Source organism: Chloroflexota bacterium, from assembly GCA_018829775.1.
Classification (GTDB): domain Bacteria; phylum Chloroflexota; class Dehalococcoidia; order Dehalococcoidales; family RBG-16-60-22; genus E44-bin89.
In genome coordinates, this window is sequence record JAHJTL010000061.1 from 1 (window position 1) to 20,562 (window position 20,562).

20 protein-coding genes and 2 tRNA genes are annotated in these 20,562 nt (G+C 51.9%); 10 read left to right on the top strand and 12 right to left on the bottom strand.

What is annotated here, in order from left to right; genetic code table 11:
• The 6 genes from KKD83_05765 to KKD83_05790 all read right to left on the bottom strand — a co-directional run.
• Nucleotides 1-827: DNA polymerase III subunit beta (locus KKD83_05765; protein ID MBU2535653.1), on the bottom strand; the 827-nt coding region annotated here is incomplete at its 3' end.
• A 142-nt stretch (nucleotides 828-969) separates the two neighbouring features.
• Complete coding sequence (locus KKD83_05770) at nucleotides 970-1,551, bottom strand: hypothetical protein (protein ID MBU2535654.1); 582 nt, start codon at nucleotides 1,549-1,551, stop codon at nucleotides 970-972.
• A 467-nt stretch (nucleotides 1,552-2,018) separates the two neighbouring features.
• Complete coding sequence (locus KKD83_05775; GenBank protein ID MBU2535655.1) at nucleotides 2,019-2,567, bottom strand: hypothetical protein; 549 nt, start codon at nucleotides 2,565-2,567, stop codon at nucleotides 2,019-2,021.
• 423 nt (nucleotides 2,568-2,990) lie between these two features.
• On the bottom strand, nucleotides 2,991-3,827 hold the full coding sequence (locus KKD83_05780; protein ID MBU2535656.1) for a hypothetical protein: 837 nt from the start codon (nucleotides 3,825-3,827) through the stop codon (nucleotides 2,991-2,993).
• A gap of 90 nt (nucleotides 3,828-3,917) precedes the next feature.
• On the bottom strand, nucleotides 3,918-4,895 hold the full coding sequence (locus tag KKD83_05785; protein ID MBU2535657.1) for a tyrosine-type recombinase/integrase: 978 nt from the start codon (nucleotides 4,893-4,895) through the stop codon (nucleotides 3,918-3,920).
• Nucleotides 4,896-4,998: 103 nt separating this feature from the next.
• A tRNA-Pro gene (locus tag KKD83_05790) sits at nucleotides 4,999-5,075 on the bottom strand.
• 172 nt (nucleotides 5,076-5,247) lie between these two features.
• On the opposite strand from KKD83_05790, the gene KKD83_05795 reads away from it, so the two are divergent.
• The 3 genes from KKD83_05795 (at nucleotide 5,248) to KKD83_05805 (ending at nucleotide 7,378) form a co-directional block, all read left to right on the top strand.
• A complete protein-coding gene (locus KKD83_05795) occupies nucleotides 5,248-6,426 on the top strand; it encodes an NAD(P)/FAD-dependent oxidoreductase (GenBank protein MBU2535658.1) in 1,179 nt (392 codons plus the stop codon).
• A 20-nt stretch (nucleotides 6,427-6,446) separates the two neighbouring features.
• A complete protein-coding gene (locus KKD83_05800) occupies nucleotides 6,447-7,253 on the top strand; it encodes a transcription elongation factor GreA (GenBank protein ID MBU2535659.1) in 807 nt (268 codons plus the stop codon).
• Nucleotides 7,254-7,302: 49 nt separating this feature from the next.
• Nucleotides 7,303-7,378 (top strand) — tRNA-Ala (locus KKD83_05805).
• 225 nt (nucleotides 7,379-7,603) lie between these two features.
• On the opposite strand, the gene KKD83_05810 is transcribed toward KKD83_05805, so the two are convergent.
• Nucleotides 7,604-7,879 carry a DUF167 domain-containing protein gene (locus KKD83_05810; protein MBU2535660.1) on the bottom strand — a complete coding sequence of 92 codons (276 nt, stop codon included), beginning with the start codon at nucleotides 7,877-7,879 and terminating at the stop codon, nucleotides 7,604-7,606.
• Nucleotides 7,880-8,030: 151 nt separating this feature from the next.
• Between KKD83_05810 and KKD83_05815 the strand changes: the two genes are divergently transcribed.
• From KKD83_05815 to KKD83_05825, 3 genes are all read left to right on the top strand, one after another.
• Nucleotides 8,031-8,306, top strand: coding sequence for a hypothetical protein (locus tag KKD83_05815; protein MBU2535661.1), 276 nt, complete (start codon nucleotides 8,031-8,033; stop codon nucleotides 8,304-8,306).
• A gap of 56 nt (nucleotides 8,307-8,362) precedes the next feature.
• Nucleotides 8,363-9,418, top strand: coding sequence for a PD-(D/E)XK nuclease family protein (locus KKD83_05820; GenBank protein ID MBU2535662.1), 1,056 nt, complete (start codon nucleotides 8,363-8,365; stop codon nucleotides 9,416-9,418).
• A 108-nt stretch (nucleotides 9,419-9,526) separates the two neighbouring features.
• Nucleotides 9,527-9,859 (top strand): alpha/beta hydrolase, encoded by a 333-nt coding sequence (locus tag KKD83_05825; protein ID MBU2535663.1) that lies wholly within the window; start codon nucleotides 9,527-9,529, stop codon nucleotides 9,857-9,859.
• Here KKD83_05825 and KKD83_05830 read toward each other — a convergent pair.
• Together KKD83_05830 and KKD83_05835 are read right to left on the bottom strand one after the other, a co-directional pair.
• Nucleotides 9,826-11,079 (bottom strand): Zn-dependent hydrolase, encoded by a 1,254-nt coding sequence (locus KKD83_05830; protein MBU2535664.1) that lies wholly within the window; start codon nucleotides 11,077-11,079, stop codon nucleotides 9,826-9,828. The two genes, KKD83_05825 and KKD83_05830, sit on opposite strands and share 34 nt — an antisense overlap.
• A gap of 9 nt (nucleotides 11,080-11,088) precedes the next feature.
• Nucleotides 11,089-12,366 carry an ArgE/DapE family deacylase gene (locus KKD83_05835; GenBank protein ID MBU2535665.1) on the bottom strand — a complete coding sequence of 426 codons (1,278 nt, stop codon included), beginning with the start codon at nucleotides 12,364-12,366 and terminating at the stop codon, nucleotides 11,089-11,091.
• A gap of 144 nt (nucleotides 12,367-12,510) precedes the next feature.
• Between KKD83_05835 and KKD83_05840 the strand changes: the two genes are divergently transcribed.
• On the top strand, nucleotides 12,511-13,488 hold the full coding sequence (locus KKD83_05840) for an ornithine cyclodeaminase family protein (GenBank protein ID MBU2535666.1): 978 nt from the start codon (nucleotides 12,511-12,513) through the stop codon (nucleotides 13,486-13,488).
• A 14-nt stretch (nucleotides 13,489-13,502) separates the two neighbouring features.
• On the opposite strand, the gene KKD83_05845 is transcribed toward KKD83_05840, so the two are convergent.
• A complete protein-coding gene (locus KKD83_05845) occupies nucleotides 13,503-14,624 on the bottom strand; it encodes a mandelate racemase/muconate lactonizing enzyme family protein (GenBank protein MBU2535667.1) in 1,122 nt (373 codons plus the stop codon).
• 120 nt (nucleotides 14,625-14,744) lie between these two features.
• Between KKD83_05845 and KKD83_05850 the strand changes: the two genes are divergently transcribed.
• The gene (locus KKD83_05850; protein MBU2535668.1) at nucleotides 14,745-15,860 is read left to right on the top strand and encodes an ATP-dependent 6-phosphofructokinase; all 1,116 of its coding nucleotides are present in this window, start codon (nucleotides 14,745-14,747) and stop codon (nucleotides 15,858-15,860) included.
• 10 nt (nucleotides 15,861-15,870) lie between these two features.
• On the top strand, nucleotides 15,871-17,133 hold the full coding sequence (locus KKD83_05855; GenBank protein ID MBU2535669.1) for a class II fructose-bisphosphate aldolase: 1,263 nt from the start codon (nucleotides 15,871-15,873) through the stop codon (nucleotides 17,131-17,133).
• A gap of 36 nt (nucleotides 17,134-17,169) precedes the next feature.
• On the opposite strand, the gene glpX is transcribed toward KKD83_05855, so the two are convergent.
• Nucleotides 17,170-18,171 (bottom strand): class II fructose-bisphosphatase, encoded by a 1,002-nt coding sequence (gene glpX / locus KKD83_05860; protein MBU2535670.1) that lies wholly within the window; start codon nucleotides 18,169-18,171, stop codon nucleotides 17,170-17,172.
• Between the two features lie 184 nt (nucleotides 18,172-18,355).
• Here glpX and KKD83_05865 point away from each other — a divergent pair, with 184 nt between their 5' ends.
• The gene (locus tag KKD83_05865) at nucleotides 18,356-19,351 is read left to right on the top strand and encodes an aldo/keto reductase (protein MBU2535671.1); all 996 of its coding nucleotides are present in this window, start codon (nucleotides 18,356-18,358) and stop codon (nucleotides 19,349-19,351) included.
• A 1-nt stretch (nucleotide 19,352) separates the two neighbouring features.
• Here the strand turns inward: KKD83_05865 and KKD83_05870 are convergent, their stop codons facing one another.
• On the bottom strand, nucleotides 19,353-20,516 hold the full coding sequence (locus tag KKD83_05870; protein MBU2535672.1) for an amidohydrolase/deacetylase family metallohydrolase: 1,164 nt from the start codon (nucleotides 20,514-20,516) through the stop codon (nucleotides 19,353-19,355).
• Nucleotides 20,517-20,562: the final 46 nt, after the last annotated feature.

Below are 20,562 nucleotides of genomic sequence, written 5' to 3' on the forward strand. Positions count from 1 at the left end.
CCGTTTTCAAGGGTAATGTCTATCGGGTAGGACTTGCTATCGGCGAGCACCTTAAGGGAGCTTATCGCCTTGCCAGCCTCAACGGTGTCAAAGTGGACAACGGTTTTTGCCTCGTTCGGAATGAGCTTCTCATAATCCGGGAAAGTGCCATCGGCACTTACAAAGCTATACCGAATTGCCTCGGTATCAATAATCAGCTTCATTCCGTCAAGGCTCTCACCGCTTGCCTCAAAGCTCAGGTTTACCCGTCTTGCTTTACGCAGGGCGTTGGCGATACCCGCCAAGTCGTCACGGACTATCAGGGCTTGCCCCTCACCGTCAAAGTCGATGGTCTGGACTGCCAGCCTGAAACCGTCAGCACCCACCAGCTTTAGCTTGCCCTCACCAGCCTTGAACAGCACACACTGTAAAACAGGTCTGTTGTCCTCGGTAGCGGTAAAGGATAGCGTTCTGTTAAGTGCCTCGGCAAGCTCCACATTCCCGATGTTAGGTTTGACGGTGTTGGCAGGGCTTATCCTGACCTCGGCTATGGTCATGGGGGTTTTATCCCCCACCCATGCCATGTCCTCAAGGTAACTGGTATTGCTACCGCAAATCACCCTGAGGCGTTTCCCGATGCTATGCGACTCGCTATCAGCACCATTGGCGGGGACAACCTTGACCACGTTTGACCCCGCAATCGCCTTAAGGTAACCGAGTAACCCCTTACGCCCTACCGTGAAGTCCAGCAACATCAGCCTTTCAGCCAATGCCCTTGATAGAGCGTTTACCAGCGTAGCTTTATGAGCTACAAAGCCGTTACCTGAACGCTTGCCCACAATATTCAGTTTTTCCACTTAACCCCCTATTGGCTATCTGGCTAGTGGGCAAATCTGCCAGCTTCACCTAGTAGTCAGCTTCCGTTAAGCTGCGATACGCTAGCCTTAACGGTGCTGCCACTATATAAGTCTCCGAAAGTGCCTTAAAACGTCAGGATAGTTCTAGCCGTTTTTGCTCTTTTTGTCGCCAGTATCTGAGGTATTCCCTATCTTTTCCGCTGAGGGCTTCACCCGCTTTCAACTTATATGCTATTTCCACTAATCGCCGTTTATAGCCAATTTCCCACGTGCTATCACTTACCCAGGCGTCAAGGTCAATCGCCTTATCATCGGCTATCAGCTCACCCAATTCGGTTAGATTGCCTTCACTATCAAGTATGGGCTTATTCAGGCTCTCAATCTTGATAGCCTTCGGACACTCGGTATATAGGTAGTCCTCTTTACACTTATGTCGTTGCGTCTGGCTACAGTGTCCGCAATCTAACCCCATCGTGAGCTTATAATGCCTGAACCAGTAGTCGGCTTGCGCTCGGCTGGCTATCCGATACATCACGGCTTCCGTGAAGGGCTTATGACCGTTATTCCGCTCGGCTACGGCAAGGGTGAGTATTATATCGTGGAGTAAGTCCCCGGTGTCCTCTGCCTTCGCCTTGTGGGCAAAGCGGGAAGCTACCTTATAGTAGGTTAGCCATTCGCCTTCCAGGTGGTTATAGCCGTTACCGTTACCGTCAATTTGCCTTTGCTTACGCCTTCGGCTAGACTTGATATGGCGGGGCTTTGTTTGTGATGACTGGCAGACTGCCAGGTGACCACACCACTGACAAACGCCCTGCCTCTCATTTAGTGTCCAGACCTTACCGCATCGGCTACAATGCCCTTGCGGTGCTGGTGATGATGTTACTGTTGTCATCGCTTGACCCCCTTTGAGCTTATTTGCCCTGTGAGGCAAGCGTTCAGTTTTGAGCTTTATTCAATTGTTAAGGTGCAATTGTTTTCAGTTTCATTGTTGAACAAAAGGAACAATTGTGATATCGGAGGAAGCAATTGCATCCTCCACCCCTCCGAGGGAGGGATACATACAACAAAAAAGCCCCTTACGAGGCTTTTTGATTTAATCGGGGTATCAGGAATGGTGAATCAAAAGGAGGCTCTGTAATCGAAAATGGGGCGGTTCTTAGTGCGAACTAATGGTTTTCTACGTTAATACCTGGCGTAACGGCTTCTCTTGGCGCTGCGCTGTTCCCTGGAGTACTGGTAAAGAGTCCTGATCGGATCGGATATCTCATCTGATGTCGCCTTCCAACCGGCCTCAGTTAGGTGATAATATACCCGGGATGGAGCCGGCGGATAATCATCCTGAATGGCTGATGGTTCGGTCATACCAGTCTCCTCAACCCATCCGAGACGTTTCAAGTGTCCGAAGTACCGCGTGAAGCTGGCATATCTCATTTTGTACAGTTTATATGGAATGCGGCTGAGATAGTATTGCAGCCGCTCATGATATTCCTCTTCGCTGTAGGCAGTTCTGCCACGCCTTATTCGTCTTTCCTCTTGATGCTCTACCGCATCCCTAGCACGAGCTCGATGCAGGGCACTCTTGTATTCAAAATGAATGTCTGTCATCGGAGCGCCGATATCGGGATCAATCTCCTTTGAACCCTGCGGTCCATTACCTTTTAAAAACTCAATAATAAACCAGGCACATCCAAAAGGTCGCAGAAAGCCGCCAATTATCGGTCTAATCTCCATGTAGGATTATCTCCACCTTGATTTTTACCTCAACTTTTTGCTGTCAGTCAGCTATTGTATAATCAGTCTGGGGGAGAAAAGGCTATTACCGGGCGGGCTCCAACCCCCTTCGTAAATATTACCCTTTCTCCCCCATATCAGAATAACGGCGTTTTCTGGGACGTCCACCCATGGCTCCCCAGATGCGGCGTTGTTGTGGTGTTATCTTCGCTGCCAAACTAGCTTGTCCCTTTCTCCCGATTGCTCGAAAGTGTTCTTTTCCGTACTTGGTATACGTGGCTGCGCCGCCTCTAGCACCCGCCTCTTGAACCGAAGTTTTTTGTTGTTGCTGATCCATAGAAAAAAGAAAAGCTGGTTTTTACACCAGCTTAATAGAAAATTTATGTTTATTCAGTTGATTTTACGTGTAAAGTAAAATAATTCTTAAGTTCTTTCTAACGGCTCAATGCCGGTGAGTTTTGAGAATTTTTGTACGGCCTTCCTGATATTCTCCGGATAACGACCTGCTTCATTTTTAGGCCCAATAGTTCCATCAGCTATATCGTCGAGACTTGTATTATGAACATAGTAATCAAACCACCATTCGGCATGTCTATGTAAAGCACTTGGTATTTCTTTTACTCCCAGAGTTTTCAACTCCTTTTCAAACTCAACAAGTCTCCTATTGAGCTTATTAATAAAGCCTCGCCTACCACCAGCTAAATAAAGGGATAATATATTAATCGGCCAGGTGCCCGAGGGTAATGAGCCTTCGTCTTGCTTGAGTAATGTCTGAATCTGCCTGTCAGAAAGCTCAAAGAAAGTAGTTACTCCAGCAGCGTTAAGTACATCTTGCTGTACTTTCTGAACGTTTATTCGCATGAGTTCTTCACCAGCCCAAGAAGTTCGCAAATTCCAGTCGTAGGCAACGCTTTTTAGGCTCAAGACATATGGAGTTAATTTTTCTTGCAGGCTATCGTAACTCTTTAGCATTTCGGATGAATTCTGAGCATATTCTGTACCAGTCGGAAGATCTTGAAGGTAATTTCGCAACTTCTGCAAATCTGATATCCAATCAATTAAGTCGTCAGGTGGGCTTTTCATCAACAGATGTTCAACCTCAATAAGAGTACTCACTTTCCCCAATTGCTCGATCAGAGGGATGAAAGGCTTTTTCGCTTTTTCCCATTCTTGCACAAAGCCAATCTCTCGCTCATACAATTGGAGCAGATAATTAATTGCGATTATCCTTATCCAATCAGTGGGTAATAATCTAGGCATTAAGCATTACCTCCTATGCTAGGAAAGAATAACATATCACATTCACTGAGTTAAATTGGATGGCTACTATATCATGCCAATTTGCTGTTATCAACTATTAATCCAATCCAACGGTCCTTCTCCATCATAGGCCTTGAGAGCGTCTTCAGCCTCGACGAATTGAGTGTAGCGTTCCGTCATAGCCAGTGTAGAATGTCCGAGTAGTAATTTCAGACCCTTCATATCTCTGGTATGCTTTAAAGTGACGGTTGCACCAGTGTGGCGCAGTTTGTGGACAGAGCCTTTCAGACCCTGCAACCCAGCATCTTTCTTAAGACGGCGCACTATTTCTTGTACGCCGTGCTTGCCCAGAGGGCGCCCTTCCTCAGTGATCCATAGAGCATCATGTCCCAGACCGTCCCCACGAAGGCCTAAATAGCGCCACAGAGCCTTCTTAGTTTGGGGGCCAAAGCCAGCAATGCGAGGTTTGTCCGTCTTACTATTCCGCACTAGTACTCTTTGTCTAACGAGGTCGATGTCACCAACCGTAAGCTGAGAACACTCCCCCAAGCGGATAAAGCTGTCCAAGAGCAGAAATAACACAGCCTTGTCCCTAGCAGCTAGCATCTTCTGTCGGGTGGTTGTGGCAATATGCCAATCATGGTCCAAAATTTTGACAAAGGCGTCCATGTGCTCCGTCTTATAAGGCTCAATGGGAGCAGCCTTTGGCGGCTTTAGCACAATGGTATCGATTGGGTTTTGTGTCAGATATCCTTCATCCACAGCCCAAGTAAAGAAACGTTTAAGCGGGAAATAGTGGTGCCATCGTGAGTTTTCGTCGCGCTGAATTACCCTCTTGGCTCCATTGCCGGTAGAAAAAATGGCGGGGTTGGACGCTACGAAATGGAGAAATTCTTGGATGTCTCGCTTGGTTATGGAGCATGCCTTGCCCTTGTTATTATCTCGAGCCCACCGAGCAAAGTACGAAACGTGATCACAATAGTCTTTGGCAGTCTTTGGCTTAACTTGTGTCTCTAGGTCAATTTTGAATCCCTCGAATAACCACTCCCATGAATCATTCTGAACCATAACTTTTGGGGAGCCCGCCCGGTTCAGGTTGTTTAGACTAGCTTCAGTCTATATCTACCTCTTCGGTTCATTCAGGTTGTCTAGAACCGATCTCTCCTATCTATGGTCGGGGTGGTCGGATTTGAACCGACGACCACCTGAACCCCATTCAGGTGCGCTACCAGGCTGCGCTACACCCCGATCCGGGCTGGCACTTCGTCAATATAGTAACACAAACCCAGCGGAGCGGGCAATAAAGAGGCGGTCACAATACATGCTCTCAGATTGGCTTCTTGAATTTCAGCTGTGGATTTCTTATTATGGCATTGTTTTATCGGTTACTGTATCATTTTGTTATCTCGGTTGATTGATAATGCACGATGTTATTGTTGTTGGCGGCGGACCAATCGGAAGTCACGTGGCCTGCCTTCTGGCAAGGCAAAAATGTGAGGTCATCGTCCTGGAGAAGAAGGGGAGGGTGGGCCATAAACAATGCTGCACCGGCATCATCGGGCAGGAGTGTGTCCGCGCTTTTGACATTGATGAGAGTGTCATCCTGCGAAAGGTGAAAAGTGCACGTTTGTTCTCACCGGCGGGAAAAACGCTTTACATAAGACGAACCGAGTATCAGGCCAGTGTTCTGGATAGAGCGGCATTTGACCTGGCGATGGCCCGGCAGGCGCAAGATGCGGGGGCGCAATACATATTTAACCGTACCGTGCATGACATTCGAATGACGAGGGAGGGTGTGGAGGTACATTGTGAAGGGGAAGAAAGAGGCCTAAGTGCAAAGGCGGTGGTCATTGCCAGCGGTTACGGTAGCCGATTGACTGAGAAGCTGGGGCTGGGAAAAATGACCGATTTTGTGGCCGGTGCTCAAGTGGAAGTAACCACAAAAGAGCAGGATGAGGTTGAGGTGTATTTTGGTCGGGAAACAGCACCCGGTTTCTTCGGCTGGCTCGTGCCGACGACTATGGGAAATGCCCGGGTTGGCCTGCTGTCGCGTCGTGCGCCGGAAAAATATTTGAAAAGACTGCTGGAATCGCTGGCAGCAGAAGGCAAGATAGTGCCCGGCGAATGGGCACCAGGTTATGGTGCCATACCGCTCAGGCCGCTGCGCCAAACGTATGGCGCAAGGATTCTGGTGGTGGGGGACGCTGCGGGGCAGGTCAAGCCGACCACCGGCGGCGGCATTTACTACGGCCTGCTCTGTGCCGACATCGCGGCCAATATATTGAGCAGGGCCCTGCAGCAGAATGATTTATCGGCGAAAAACCTTTCCCGGTATGAGCGGGAATGGAAACGCAAAATCGGTCGGGAGCTAATGATTGGCTACTGGGCGAGGAAACTCTCCGAGCGTTTAAGTGATCAGCAGATAAACCGTTTATTCGATGTGATTAAAAATAACCGCATTGATAAGGCACTACTTGAAGCCACAGACGTATCATTTGACTGGCACAGTCGGGCAATCGTGAAACTGCTCGGACGTGCGGTGGTAGCCAGAGTGCTCGGAGGCGTCAGGCTTCCCTCCCGAGGTGGCAAAGATATATAATAATTTGTCTGGGTGGTTTTATGACTGACCAAAGCGCACAAAACATTAGTCTGGAGGAAGCCGCTGGCCAGTTTCTGGCTGGACTGACATCCAAAGAAAGGGAAGTCAGCCAACCGGAGGTGTACAAGTTTGTCCGCTGGTTTGGACGGGAGCGGGCGTTAGTAAATCTCAACGCGCGGGAAGTGGCCAACTATGCGGAGCGATTGTCTTTATCTGATACTGATTACGGGCGAAAGCTTGACCAGTTGCGTGCCTTTCTGACGCATGCCAGAAAAGCAGGGTGGAGCAAGGCAAATCTGACCGTCCATCTCAAGGCAAAGAAGGTGAAGGCCAGCCCATCGCCGGGGACCTGGGGACTGCCTGAAGTGATTGAACTGACGCGTCAGGGATATGATGAGCTTGAAAACGAACTGAATGTGCTGAGGAACAAACGACCTGAGCTCATCGAGCAGATACGCCGGGCTGCCGCCGATAAGGATTTTAAGGAAAACGCGCCTCTGGCTGCAGCGAGGGAGCAGCGCGGGTATCTGGAGGGGCGGATTAAAGAACTGGAAGAAACGCTCAAGTTGGCCAAGGTTATCGAAGAGCAGCCAAAGGAAGGTCCCAAGATAAACATTGGCGACCGACTTATCCTGCAGGACCTGGCTTCCAGCGAAGAGCTAAGCTGCCAGATTGTCAATCCAAGAGAGGTGAACCCGGCGCAGGGTAAAATCTCCAGTGCTTCCCCACTGGGCAGCGCACTTGTCGGGCGGAGTGAAGGAGAGACGGTTGAGGTTGCGGTGCCCGCGGGCAGGCTGCGCTACCAGGTCAAACAGATTGAACGCTAGGCAGGCGAGTTATCCCGCTGATTCATCTGTGTTATAATTTAATATCGGTGGGGATATAGCTCAGCTGGGAGAGCGCTGCGTTCGCATCGCAGAGGCCGGGGGTTCGAATCCCCCTATCTCCACCATGGTGGACGGAATAAAGAACCCCCATCTTTTCTTCAGACTTGTCATCAGGCGGGAGCGGCATTGTATAACTGAGCAACACATCATTACCCGTCACCTCCACCTCTTTAACGTCAAGCCCAAGCTTGCCCGTTTCCAGTGCATCGTATGATCTCTCCAGGCGGCTATTTGTGCCAGCAATTTCACCTGAGAGCACATCCAATTCTTGCAGGTAACTCCCAGCAGTACTATATCAAGCTGCGTCTAATGGCTTGGTCTTGCGTTAAGCCACTAATACCTATAATTTTCCTCTTACCAGCGATACCTTTTTCAATAGTCAGGTTGCTCTTACTCACTTCCAAAATATCGCTGAGGAATTTGATTAACTCCTGATTAGCTTTACCCTTTATTGGAGGTGCAGCAATTCTTACATACAGCACCCCGTCTTTGAAGCCTAACACCTGGTTCTGACCAGCATTAGGCTGAACCCGAACCACGATTCTTGTTTGTACTCCCTCCGCCATAATATTGCTTATTCTATCATGTGGCGATGACACATACCATCTTATTGTTGAATAGCTACCAACAATGAAGATTAGCATTGCGCCATAAAGCTACGCCTTGCGCCTTACGCTTTTCATCATTAGAATAGAGAAGTCGAGCTAGGTGGCTAGTTTGAAAGCCAGACTAAGAGTTCTTTGTTCTGTCCATGTAGCTCCACCAAATTTTTTAATCATCAATCTTAGATTCATGTCATGTCTGCATATTAACGGAACAAAGCTCTTTTATGAATGCACGGGTGCCGATAGCCCGCCGCTAGTGTTTGTGCACGGCTTTGCCTGCGGCCATGATGACTGGGGAGAAAAGGTGGAGGTTCTGGAGCCGGCAGAATTGCGAGAGGAAGTGAAAGAAACAGCAAAGGCGATGGTGGAAGTTTACCAGAAAAAGTAGAGATTTTGACACAGGGGTGTCAAAGAGGTGGGGGAAAATAACAGGAGAAGGATTAGATGCCTCATAATATTTTTGAAATTCTGTCAAAATACAAGAAACAAGAAGACTACTGGACTGCAGCACTCGTTCATCTTCTTGAAAACCTATGGGGTAAACGTGACGGCACGAAGAGTCGTAAAGTTTGCTCCGAATTATTAAGCTGTATCTGTGGTGAACCATTCGATACCAGTGAAAAAGTTACGTTCGAAACTCAGAGATTTTATAAGAGTGAGGAAGCGGATGCTGGGAGCAGATTGGATTTAGAAATAACCACTAGAACCAAACGGATATGGATAGAAGTTAAAGATCGATCCAGTCTCCGCCCAGGGCAAATAGATAAATATTTATCTGAACTTACTGACTCTAAATATCCTGAGAAAGTGAAGAAACTAGTATTACTGCGACTCTTGTATGGCGATTGGAAAGAGGCCAAGAAAGCTCATAGCAGGGCTTACTGGTTTGAGATTTACGATTGGCTGGAAAAGCTGAAGAAACAAGCAGGACTAGATGATAACACCATTCAAGGGAATATGGTGAAACAGTTTTTGGGATTTTTGGAATTAAAGGGGGTCAGAATAATGAGCAAGCTCGATAAAGAAGCTTTCGAAAATGGATTAAGCCAGATTATAAGCCTTATAGCTATGCTCAAACAAGTAGTGCAGGAAATGCAATTTAGGGTTTTAGATAACAAGTCGAGTGAATATGGTAGCGACTGGTTTATGGGATTCTGTTTTGAGTTGAACCTCAAAGATAATCAGGGCGATAGAGACTTTATAGGATACCGTTTGAGACAAGGTAAATATAATGTAGGTATCGACCCAAATGATTCGGAAAATTTGTATATGGGCATGAGAATTAAAGATATAATTCTAAAGGACGAGAGGATTATTCAGGAGAAATTAGAGGATGGTGATTTGTATAAAGACGACGGATGGATATGGTGCCATAGCTCACTCACTAATGTCTTGAACAAACCAACAAAGGATAAGCAAATAGAACAACTGGGTATTCTTTTCAAGAGGATGTTTAAGCGATTAATGGAAGTTCAAAGACTAAGACCAGGTAAACCATGAGGAAACATTTATACCTAGACGCTTATCTAGATATAGAAACTACCGGTCTGTCCTGCCTGGATGCACCGCGCTTTTGCCAATATGTTTATCAGTGGAAGCGATGCCTCGTTGAAGGCCAGTATCCTCAAAAGAGCGATGGCCTTACCGGAGAAGGTAGGCATTCCCCTGTTTGCCAGTCTCTGTGGCTGGGATGCTGAGAAGATGGACTCGACCCTGGCCCAAATCAGCGTACCGCTACTGATGATACAGAGCACCACCGTGAATGCGAATCTGGAACGCGTTTCTCTCCAGCCGGGAGCCAGCACGCCGTGGATGGAGCTGGTTAAGAATCATGTGCCCCGGGCACAGATAGAAATCATCGGCGATACCGGGCATTTCCCGATGCTGGAAGCACCGGAAGCCGTCAATCAGCTCATTGGTTCATTTTTGGCTTCATCGTAAGCCATGACGGTGTGCAGAAGCACATTGGCGCCAGCGGCTATATATTCCGGCGTCGTATTCTCCAGTTCATTATGGCTGATGCCGTTTTCGCAGGGTATGAATATCATACCCGTCGGTGCTACCCTGGCAATATAGACGGCATCATGGCCGGCCCCGGAAATCATATAGCGGTGACGGTAACCCAGCTTTTCGGCGGCGTTGCGTACATGATTGATGCATTCCCTATCGAACTCCATTGAGGCCACGTTCCAGTTGTTTACAAGCTTGGCTTCTACATCAGCCTCTCTGGCGATGGCATCGACCTTTTCCCTGAGTTCCCGGTCCATCTGGAGCAGTGCGTTGTCATCCGGGTGGCGGATGTCGACGGTGAAGAAGACCGACCCCGGGATTACATTTCTCGAGTTTGGCCTGACGGTAACCAGGCCGACCGTCGAAACGGCTGGAGCGTGGTCCAGGGCGATTCTCTGGATTGCCTCGACCATCCTGGCGCAGGCCACCATGGCGTCGTGGCGAAGGTGCATGGGCGTGCTGCCGGCATGGGCATCCTGCCCGGTTACGGTGACCTCATACCATTTCTGTCCCTGCATGCCGGTGACCACGCCAATCATCTTATTCTCCGCCTCTAGGACCGGCCCCTGCTCGATGTGAAGCTCAAAGTAGGCACCAAGTTTATGGTCGCCGCATTTCTGCCCGCCGCGGTAGCCGATGCGCTCCAGCTCCTCGACGAACTTCTTTCCGTCACGGTCCTCAATGTCATAGGCAAAGTCGCGCTCAAACACACCGGCGAACACCCCGGAGGCCAGCATCGGCGGCGTGAAGCGGGAACCTTCCTCGTTGGTCCAGTCGATCAGCTCCAGGGGGGCAGTGGTGGTGTATCCAGCGTCATTCAGTGTGCGTAACACCTCGAGGCCGCAGAGGACGCCGGCGATGCCGTCGAACTTGCCTCCGGAAGGCTGTGTGTCTAGGTGGCTCCCGATGGCAATCGGCGGCAGCGTATCCATCTTGCCGGGACGCCGGGCAAAGATGCTGCCCATTTCATCAACGTTGACGGTGCACCCGACAGCCTCGCATTGCTTAACAAACCAGTCGCGCACCTGACGGTCAGCATCAGACAGTGTCAGGCGGCAGACACCGCCTTTATCGGTACCACCGAACCTGGCGGTCTCCATAATGGTATTCCACAGTCTTTTCCCGTTAACCTGTAAATTTTTCATAGCCATCTCCAGTATCTAAATGGTCCGCACCCCGCACCAGTCTATGATGAAGGCGGCAAGCACTTTGGTACAATCGAGCAGGGAGTCGATATCCACATACTCGTTCACGCCGTGGATATTTCCGCCGTTCGGGCCAAAAGTGATAGCCGGCATATCGAAGAACGGTGCCAGGCGGGTGTCCAGACCCCACGTAGCCCCGATAATATCGAAATCGGATTGCAGGGTGCTGTCGGCGGACGACTTGAACGCCAGAACAAACGGGTCGTTCGGGTCCTGCCCCCATGGTATAACCTGTTTTTCGCGCCAGATGACTTCCGGCGGGTGCTGGCGCAGCCACTCATCGCTCTCCGCAGCCTTTTTCACCGCTTGCTGAACCTGTTGCTTTACTTCATCCACACTTTCGGCGGGCAGGTGGGACATACGGCACTCAATCTCCGCCCATCCAGGCACGGTAGAAACCCAGTCGCCGGCATGGTAGGTTCCGATGTTCAGGTGGCAGGAGCGGCCGGCGTGTTTTTCGAAAAGGTGATGGCGGTTATCCTGCGCTCGCCGGTCATCAAGTTCAACCAGGGCATCGTAGACGATGTTCATCTTGCCGATGGCATTGACGCCGGTATGCGCCACGCCGGCATGGGCTGACTTCCCGATTACCCTGACCTTACAGAAGAGAATACCGGGATGAGCGATAGTTATCTTCATGTTTGGCTCGGGGATTACAAGCCCGTCGGCGGTGAACCCATCGAGCAGGCAGGCTAACGTACCACCTCCGGCCATCAGTTCTTCCTCAATGACGCTCTGCAGGATTACCGTGCCTTCCGGCTTGAGTCCGTTTTCCAACAAGGCTTTCAGTGCGTAGCAGTTGGCAATCAGCCCCGCCTTCATATCGCAGGCACCACGACCGTACAGTTTGTTCCCCACCGCCCGCCCCTCCCAGGGCGGGAACTCCCATTCGGCAACCGGTTCCGGAGAGACAACGTCGATGTGCCCGTTCAGTACCAGAGACCTGGCCGATGGTTTCCCCTCCAGGACACCGACGATATTGGGGCGTCCGCTGTAATCAAACGAGGATTTGACGTATGCCTTATGGCGGCTGATTTTATCATAATCAGCGTCCCGAGACGTCACCTTCAATCCCAGGTCAGAGTACAGGCGGTGCATGTATTTCTGGGCCTCGCCTTCCTGGCCGGTGATGCTGGGAATCCGGACCAGTTCGCTCAGGGTGCGGACAATTTCACTGCGCTTATTCTCTATATGGCGAAAAATCTTTTTCTTAGTATCGTCCTTTTCGGCCATGCAAGTACCTTCCGCATATTGGTAAAGAATCAAAACTATCACTCACTGTATCAGAAATCAACCTTTGAGGCAATGCGTTGTGGCAATTGCCAGAACCGGTTGTCCGTGATATATTGCTATCAAACGTGATGAGAGAGGAAAACAGTGCTGTTACTGAATCAGAATGACGTAATGAAAGTGCTGGACATGGCAGAATGCATGGAGGTGGTGGAAAAGGCCTTCGTCGAGCTTGCCTCCGGCACCGCGGTTCTGCCCCTCCGCATCAACCTGTTCACGCAGGAAGGTCTGGGGCTGTACATGCCGGCGTATCTCAAAGAGATGGGAGCGCTCGCCTGCAAGGTGGTGACCAGCTACGTAAACAATCCGGCGAAGCACAACCTGCCCACTATCCTTGGGAAAGTGCTGCTTCAGGACCCGGAAACGGGCGACGTTATCTGCATTATGGACGGCGGCTATCTCACCGCGGTCAGGACCGGTGCCGCCAGCGGGGTCGCCACCAGGTATCTGGCCCGCGAAGACACAGGGCAGAAGGTCGGGATATTCGGTGCCGGGGCGCAGGGCCGAACGCAGCTCTGGGCGATGACGGTCGCCAGAGACATTGCCAAGGCCTATGTGTATGACGTTCATGATGAGGCGGTGAGCCGGTTTATCGCGGAGATGACTTCAAAGCTTCAGATGGATATTGTCAGGGCGAAATCACCCGAGCAGATTCTGGAAGATGCGGATATCATCTGCACTGCCAGCTCCTCGCCCACACCTTTGTTTGACGGGAGTTTGGTGAGAGAGGGGACCCACATCAACGGCGTTGGCAGCCACACCCCCAATGCCCGTGAGCTGGACACGGCCATCATCAAGCGGTCGAAAATAATCGCCGACTCATCTGACGCCTGCCTGAGAGAGGCGGGCGATATCATGATTCCCATTCAGGAAGGGGCGATTGATAAGTCACATCTGTATGCCGAGCTTGGCGAGGTGATTATCGGGAAGAAGTCGGGTCGGGCCGACGCCAGGGAGATAACCCTGTTCAAGTACAACGGGCTGGCCATTCAGGATGTCGCCGCCGCCAAGCTGGTCTATGACAAAGCGGTGCAGGCAGGCATCGGCACGAACGTTGAATTATAGCCTTATCTTTATCATTAACCTACGCGATAGTGTTCGATGACCTCCTCGTCCAGGTCAACACCCAGTCCGGGCCCCTCCGGCACCTCAACGTAGCCGTCCACCACCGGCATTTTCTGCCTGGTCAGGTCCCAGCGTATCGGCGTCTCCTCAACGCAGTACTCCATGATGAAGGCGCTCTGCCGGGACGCCAGGAAGTGCAGGCCGGCGGCAGAGCCGATGTTATTGGTGTAAAAGTGGTTGACCACCTTCACGCCGTGGTCTTCGGCGAAATCGGCTACGCGGCTGGCCTCGGTCAGGCCCGTGTTCTCCAGGTCTATCTGGATGATGTTGATGCCGCTCCGTTCCATAAAGCTCTGGTGAGAAAATCTGCCCGCCTCGCCTTCGCCGGCGGCGATGGGGATGGGGGAAACGCTGGTCAGTTTCCGGTAGCCATCGACGTTCTCGCGGTTGAGCGGCTCCTCCAGGAAGAGCACGCCATAGTCCTGGAACTGTTGAGCTCTTTTGATGGCGGTATTGGCGTCCCAGCAGCAGCCGGCATCGATGATGAGGTCGTTTTTATCTCCCACGCCCCGTCGCCCCCCTTCCACGAGCTCCAGGTCCAGCTTTTCGCTCTGGCCCATCGGCGTCCAGCCGAACTTCACCGCGGTGAACCCCTCGTCCACCCATCTCTTCCCGATTTCAGCGGTGGTCTTGCCATCGGGGCCGAATAGAATGCTGGCATAGGCGCGCAGTTTCTTGTGAAAGGCGCCGCCAAGGAGCTGATAGACCGGCTGGTTATAGTACTTGCCGGCAATGTCCCAGAGGGCGATGTCGATAGCGGCGATGGCGTGGCAGATGATGCCGCGGCGGCCCAGCCTGATATTGCGGGCCTGAAGCAGGTGGTTGATGGGCTTGATGTCCAGAGGGTTCATGCCGATGATTAACCTGGCCAGTCCGCTGGCACTGGCTCCGCTGAGGGGAGCCTCAATCATGGCTTTCACCACGTGCGGAGAGGAATAAGAGTCGCCGATGCCGACGATTCCCTCATCGGTGTGGACCTTGACCACCACCGCGTCCTGCGCCGATGTATATTTTGCTTCATGGACTTCTTTTTCCGGCAGGCGCAGTTCAATGGCTTCGATTTTGGTTATTTTCATCCGGGTGACCCTCCTCATTTCGGCTGGTGAGTATTTTATTCCCCTGTATTTTCCTTGTCAACGTTTCCGGGGCGACCGTGCTAGTTGACAATACGGAGAGGGAATCTATAAGCTATTATCATGGCAACAGAGAAGATCGGCATCCTGACCGGCGGTGGCGACTGCGCCGGCCTTAATCCAGCGATTAAATGGGTGGTCAAGACCGCCATGGACAAACGGCTGGAATCGGAAAGAGGGGTCCAGTACGAGGTGCTCGGCATCAGGTACGGCTGGAGCGGTCTCATGTTTGAGGCGGGTGCCAGCCTGAAAATGGAGGACTATATCACTCCTCTGGACGAGCAGAAAGTAAGGACCTGGGACAGGTATGGCGGCACCATGCTGGGGACGTCCCGGACCAATCCTTACAATCCAGAGAATGACCGGTCACAACTGGTGCTGGATAACATTAAAAAGCTGGGTCTAAATGCGCTGATCACTATCGGGGGTGACGATACGCTCGGCGTGGCCAATAAGCTGGCGCAGAAAGGTATCAATGTGGTGGGCATTCCCAAGACCATTGATAAAGACCTGGTGGAAACGGACTATACTCTCGGCTTTGAAACCGCGGTGAGCGTAATTACGGAGGAAGTTGACCGACTGAGAACCACGGCGGGGTCGCACCGGAGGATATTTGTGGTGGAAACTATGGGGAGGCATACCGGCTGGCTGGCCCTGGAAGGCGGCGAAGCCTGTGGTGCGTATATCATCTTAATTCCGGAGTGTGATTTTTCCATTGAAAAAGTGAACGAGCTGCTCCTCGAAGGGAGAAAGTCGGGGACAAGATACGAAATCATCCTCGTTGCCGAGGGAGCTAAGCCAATCGGTAGCTCTGAATTCATCAGGCAGAACGGCGTGGACGCTTTTGGACATAAAATGCTGGGCGGTATCGGTGAATTTCTGGCCAGAGAAATCAATAACGGTACCGGGGTCGAGACGCGGTGCGTGGTACTGAGCCACCTGCAACGCGGCGGTGCCCCCTGCGCGTATGACCGGAGAATGGGGCGGTATTTTGGCATTGCTGCGGTTGATTTGATAATGACCGGGGATTTCGGCAGGATGGTATGCTTTAGAAACGGCCAGGTCACCTCCTGCCCGATGGACAGAGTCATAGGTAGGACGAGCTACGTGGGCATCGATAAAGATTATGATATAGAGCGGTACAGCGGGCGGCGGACTATTTTCAGGCACAGCAAGTGAGGTGGGAAAGATGAGTACATCGATAACCGGCGATAGAATTGACGGCCTGGTGGAGCAGGCGGTTTTCGGCGATGAGCAGGCCAGGGAGGAAAGTCGACGGCAGATTCGAGAACTGGCGGCAAGCCAGGGCATTTATCCGGCAAGCATCCAGGGTTTGTATGAGGCTGCCGGGAAGGGAGCTTACCACAACAAGACCGTTCCGGCAATCAATATCCGGGGCATGACCTATCAGGTGGCCCGGGCTGTTTTCCGCGCCGCGCTGAAACACAAGGTCGGCGCCTTTATCTTTGAGCTCGCTCGCTCCGAGATAGGCTATACCAGGCAGAGGCCGGCGGAATATGTTGCCTGTGTGCTGGCGGCGGCCATTAAGGAGGGATATCAGGGCCCCGTTTTCATTCAGGGCGACCATTTTCAGATGAACCGGAAGAGGTACAGCACCGACCCCAAACAGGAAACAGAGACCATCAGGGAGTTAATACGTGAGGCGGTAAATGCCGGCTTTCTCAATATCGATATCGATGCCTCCACCCTGGTTGACCTGGAAAAAGATACTCTGGAACAGCAGCAGGAAGAGAACTGCCGCGTCACTGCGGAGATGACCAGGTTCATCCGCAGTATCGAGCCGGAGGGGGTTACCATCTCCGTCGGAGGTGAAATCGGGGAGGTTGGCAAACAGAACAGCACGGTGGAGGACCTAAGAGCGTTTATGAGCGGGTATCGTGCCCGGCTGGAGCCGGACGTCAGGGGAATCTCGAAAATCAGCGTGCAGACCGGCACTACGCACGGGGGGGTAGTCCTGCCGGATGGGGCAATAGCCAGCGTGGCGCTTGATTTCGATACTTTGAAAGAGCTTTCCAAGGTGGCTCGTGAGGAGTATGGCATGGGTGGTGCCGTGCAGCACGGCGCTTCCACGCTCCCTGATGAAGCCTTTCATCTGTTCCCGGAGGTAGGTACGGTAGAAGTCCATCTGGCCACCGGATTTCAGAACATCATCTATGATAGTCCCCATTTCCCGCAGGAACTGACGCAGAGAATAAACCAGCATTTACTCCAGCAGTACAGCGACGAGAGAAAGTCGGACGATACCGAGGAACAATTCCTGTATAAAACGCGTAAGAAGGCTTTTGGCGATTTCAAGAAAGAAATGTGGAGCCTCCCGGTAGAAAACCTGAAGGAGATTGGGGTAACGCTGGAAGAGCGCTTTGTCTATCTCTTTCAGAAACTGAATGTGGTGGATACCAGAGACCTGGTCAACAAGCACGTAGTCAAATAACCTACAAGTGCGGCGCAGCCTCGACGAAAATATCTTTTAAGGGAGCTCGAGAGAGCCGAGCTTGTCCAGCCGGTCAAAGTTGTGGATAGCGTCAACCCAGCGGATGGTGCCGGAACTGGAGCGCATGGCCAGGGACTGGGTCGCGGCTCCGCCACTGAAGTACCGTACGCCTTTCAGCAGTTCACCGGTGCTGACTCCTGTGGTGGCGAAAAATACGTCCTCACTGTTTATCAGGTCTTCCGTATAATAGACCTTATCAAGGTCCATACCGGCTGCCAGAGCGGCATCCCGCTCCTTATCATCCCGCGGCCAGGCCTTACATTGAATAACACCGCCAATGCAGTGTAATGCCGCGGCGGTGAGCACGCCCTCGGGGGTACCGCCGACACCCATGAGAACATCCACTCCCGTCTCGGGCAGAGCTGCCTCAACGCCCGCCACCAGGTCGCCGGCAGATATCAACTTCACCCGTGCCCCGGCGCTTCTGATTTCATAAAGCAGCTTTTCGTGGCGCGGTCTATCCAGGACCACCACCGTCAGGTTCGATACATTGCGTTTTTTAGCGCTGGCAATGTTTTTCAGGTTCTCCTCAACCGGCGCATTGATGTCGATTACATCCTTGGCTTCCGGCCCGGTGACGATTTTATCCATGTAGACAAACTGCCTCGGACAGTTCATGGTACCCCGTGCCGAAAGCGCCACGGCTGATACGGCTCCAGGAAGACCATTGGCCACCAGTGTGGTGCCATCTACCGGGTCGACCGCGATGTCCACCTGCGGCTCCGAACCACCACCGATGTGCTCGCCGATGTAGAGCATGGGTGCTTCGTCTTTCTCACCCTCGCCAATGACCACGGTGCCATCCATTCTTACATAACCCAGCACGAAGCGCATGGCATCCACTGCCGCCTGGTCCACCAGTTCCTTATTGCCCATGCCCAGATAACGGGCGGCCGCCATGGCGGCCGCCTCGGTGGCGCGCACCAGCTCCATGGCGATATTCCGTTCAATCGGCCGACGTGAACGTGCATCTTCCATTATCTTACCTCATTGACTGATATAATGAGTTCAGCGTACCACCCATTTCCCCTGGCTTTTTATCTTATCGCTTCAACCTTGCACTGTCAACGTTGCGGAAATCAGTAAGATTTTTGCCGAAAGATTGGATTAAATGCTAAAATAAAGCACAAAACACGAATGCAGGATATGGAGGAATATTGACATGAAGTACCGAAAACTGGGTAGGTCTGGTTTGATGGTTTCTGAAATCTGCCTGGGCACCATGACCTTTGGCAATCAGATAGATGAGGCAGAATCCACAAAACTGATAAAGTGGGCGATGGATGCCGGCATTAACTTCATCGATACTGCTGACCAGTATGTTAATGGTCTGTCCGAGGAAATCGTGGGCAGGGCGTTAAAGGGCGTGCGACATAACGTGGTGCTGGCCACCAAGGTAGGCGGCTGGCAGTCAGGTCCGACGGTGAATGATATTGGCACATCGCGGAAACATATTATGGACGGCGTAGAGGGCAGCCTGCGTCGACTGGGGACCGACTATATCGATATCTTCTATACCCACCGGTGGGACCATGCCACGCCGATTGACGAGACGCTTCGCGCTCTGGACGACCTGGTTCATCAGGGGAAGGTGCGCTATATCGCTTGCTCCAACTACCTTGTCTGGCAGATCTGCAAAGCATTATGGGTGAGTGATGTCCTCAATCTGGCGCGGTATGACTGCACGCAGCCGCCGTACAACCTGATTACCCGGGGCATTGAAGATGAGATGCTGACTCTCTGTGTCAACGAAGGAGTGGGAGTTTGCGTTTACAATCCGCTCGCCGGTGGACTGCTTACCGGCAAGCATGACCCGAACAAACCTCCGGCTGAAGGCACGCGGTTCAGCAACAAAATGATGGGAAAGATGTACAGCGACCGCTACTGGCAGCCCGGAGATTTTGAGGCGGTGGCACAATTCAAGGAGATTACCCGGAAACACGAGCGGAGCATGGCGCAGTTCGCCCTCGCCTGGATACTGAACAACAAGGCGATTACCGCTGTTCTCTGCGGTGCCACCTCGATAAAGCAGCTGGAGGAAAATATCGGCGCGGTGGAACTGACCCTGACCGAAGAGGAATTAAACGCCTGCGACGAGGTCTGGCACCAGCTCAGGCCGCCCCGATTTTTCTACGGGGCGCAGCAGCTCTACCGCTGATTCAGCTTGCCGTAGGCGGCAAGGCCACTGGCTCTGCCGGGATTACTTTCCCATCTTTTATGGCTGTTATTGGCATAACCAGCTTGTCTGCCTTTATGGTCTCTCCTGGCGTATCGATTAATGTCCAGGCGCCGGATTGGAGTTCCAGTATGGAAACGTCCGCGGCCATGCCCGGCTTAAGGCTGCCTATCTTGTCCTCTTCATGAATTGCGCATGCGGGATTGATAGTGGTCATGGCAACCGCCTGCTTCAGGTCCAGCCCCAGTGCCATGAATTTCGACATATTGACAGGAATGCTGAAGGTTCGGTCTTTCAGACACCGGTGGTTGAGGTCGGTGCTGATAATGGTCGGCAATATACCTTCCGCCAGACATTTGCGCGCCACGGCGAAGGAGAAATTGCTCCGTCCGTTGGCCGTCTCCATTATGACTCCTCGTTCCCTGGCTGCCTTCAATTCCGGCAATATCGTGCCATCGGGTCGCAGGACATTACCCTGGTTACCGGAATAAACGTGGGCCAGAATGTCACCGGGCTCCATCACGGAAAGACATTCCGGAGTCAATGTTGCCGGCACCTGTTTATCCACGTCACCTATATGAACCATAATGGGCAGGCCGAACTGCTTGGCGATTTTCTTGGCCGTTTTGACCACCTCGATGCCGGCGCTGGCGACGAGCTTGCCGACGAGCCGCAGTTTAACTCCCTTGATGATACCCTTGTTGGCTTCTATGGTCTCTGCCATGGCATCGAGGTTCACCTCGTCCCAGTCATTCAGTTCCGGTTCGGGAATCAAGCCAAGAGAGCACAGGTGAAGGAAGCAGAAGACTTTAGTTTGCGCTGCAGGCAGGATATACTTGGGAAACGCGGCAAACGTTTTCTCACCGGCGCTTCCACCGTCCACCACTGTAGTCACGGCTTGTTTCACTCCGGCGATATCAGGCTCAATGGCAATCTTCATGATGCTATCGAAAACGTGGACGTGCATATCAATAAGTCCCGGGGTGACAATCTTACCCTTGGCATCTATCACCTGCTGGCCTTCCTGCGGGGAAATATCTTTGTCCACGGCGGCAATCTTATCTCCGTTAATGGCTATATCCATCGTGCCATCTATATTCTGTGCCGGGTCAATCACCCTGCCGCCCTTTATCAATATGTCATACATGGCAGACCTCCTTTCATTTGCCGTATATCTTACCACAACTTTCAAT

Coding starts and splice junctions, on each gene's coding strand:
- glpX (MBU2535670.1), bottom strand. CDS start 18,171: ATGGAAGATGCACGTTCACGTCGGCCGATTGAACGGAATATCGCCATG.
- KKD83_05850 (MBU2535668.1), top strand. CDS start 14,745: ATGGCAACAGAGAAGATCGGCATCCTGACCGGCGGTGGCGACTGCGCC.
- KKD83_05830 (MBU2535664.1), bottom strand. CDS start 11,079: ATGGCTATGAAAAATTTACAGGTTAACGGGAAAAGACTGTGGAATACC.
- KKD83_05855 (MBU2535669.1), top strand. CDS start 15,871: ATGAGTACATCGATAACCGGCGATAGAATTGACGGCCTGGTGGAGCAG.
- KKD83_05810 (MBU2535660.1), bottom strand. CDS start 7,879: ATGGCGGAGGGAGTACAAACAAGAATCGTGGTTCGGGTTCAGCCTAAT.
- KKD83_05865 (MBU2535671.1), top strand. CDS start 18,356: ATGAAGTACCGAAAACTGGGTAGGTCTGGTTTGATGGTTTCTGAAATC.
- KKD83_05785 (MBU2535657.1), bottom strand. CDS start 4,895: ATGGTTCAGAATGATTCATGGGAGTGGTTATTCGAGGGATTCAAAATT.
- KKD83_05780 (MBU2535656.1), bottom strand. CDS start 3,827: ATGCCTAGATTATTACCCACTGATTGGATAAGGATAATCGCAATTAAT.
- KKD83_05800 (MBU2535659.1), top strand. CDS start 6,447: ATGACTGACCAAAGCGCACAAAACATTAGTCTGGAGGAAGCCGCTGGC.
- KKD83_05835 (MBU2535665.1), bottom strand. CDS start 12,366: ATGGCCGAAAAGGACGATACTAAGAAAAAGATTTTTCGCCATATAGAG.
- KKD83_05870 (MBU2535672.1), bottom strand. CDS start 20,516: ATGTATGACATATTGATAAAGGGCGGCAGGGTGATTGACCCGGCACAG.
- KKD83_05795 (MBU2535658.1), top strand. CDS start 5,248: ATGCACGATGTTATTGTTGTTGGCGGCGGACCAATCGGAAGTCACGTG.
- KKD83_05775 (MBU2535655.1), bottom strand. CDS start 2,567: ATGGAGATTAGACCGATAATTGGCGGCTTTCTGCGACCTTTTGGATGT.
- KKD83_05820 (MBU2535662.1), top strand. CDS start 8,363: ATGCCTCATAATATTTTTGAAATTCTGTCAAAATACAAGAAACAAGAA.
- KKD83_05845 (MBU2535667.1), bottom strand. CDS start 14,624: ATGAAAATAACCAAAATCGAAGCCATTGAACTGCGCCTGCCGGAAAAA.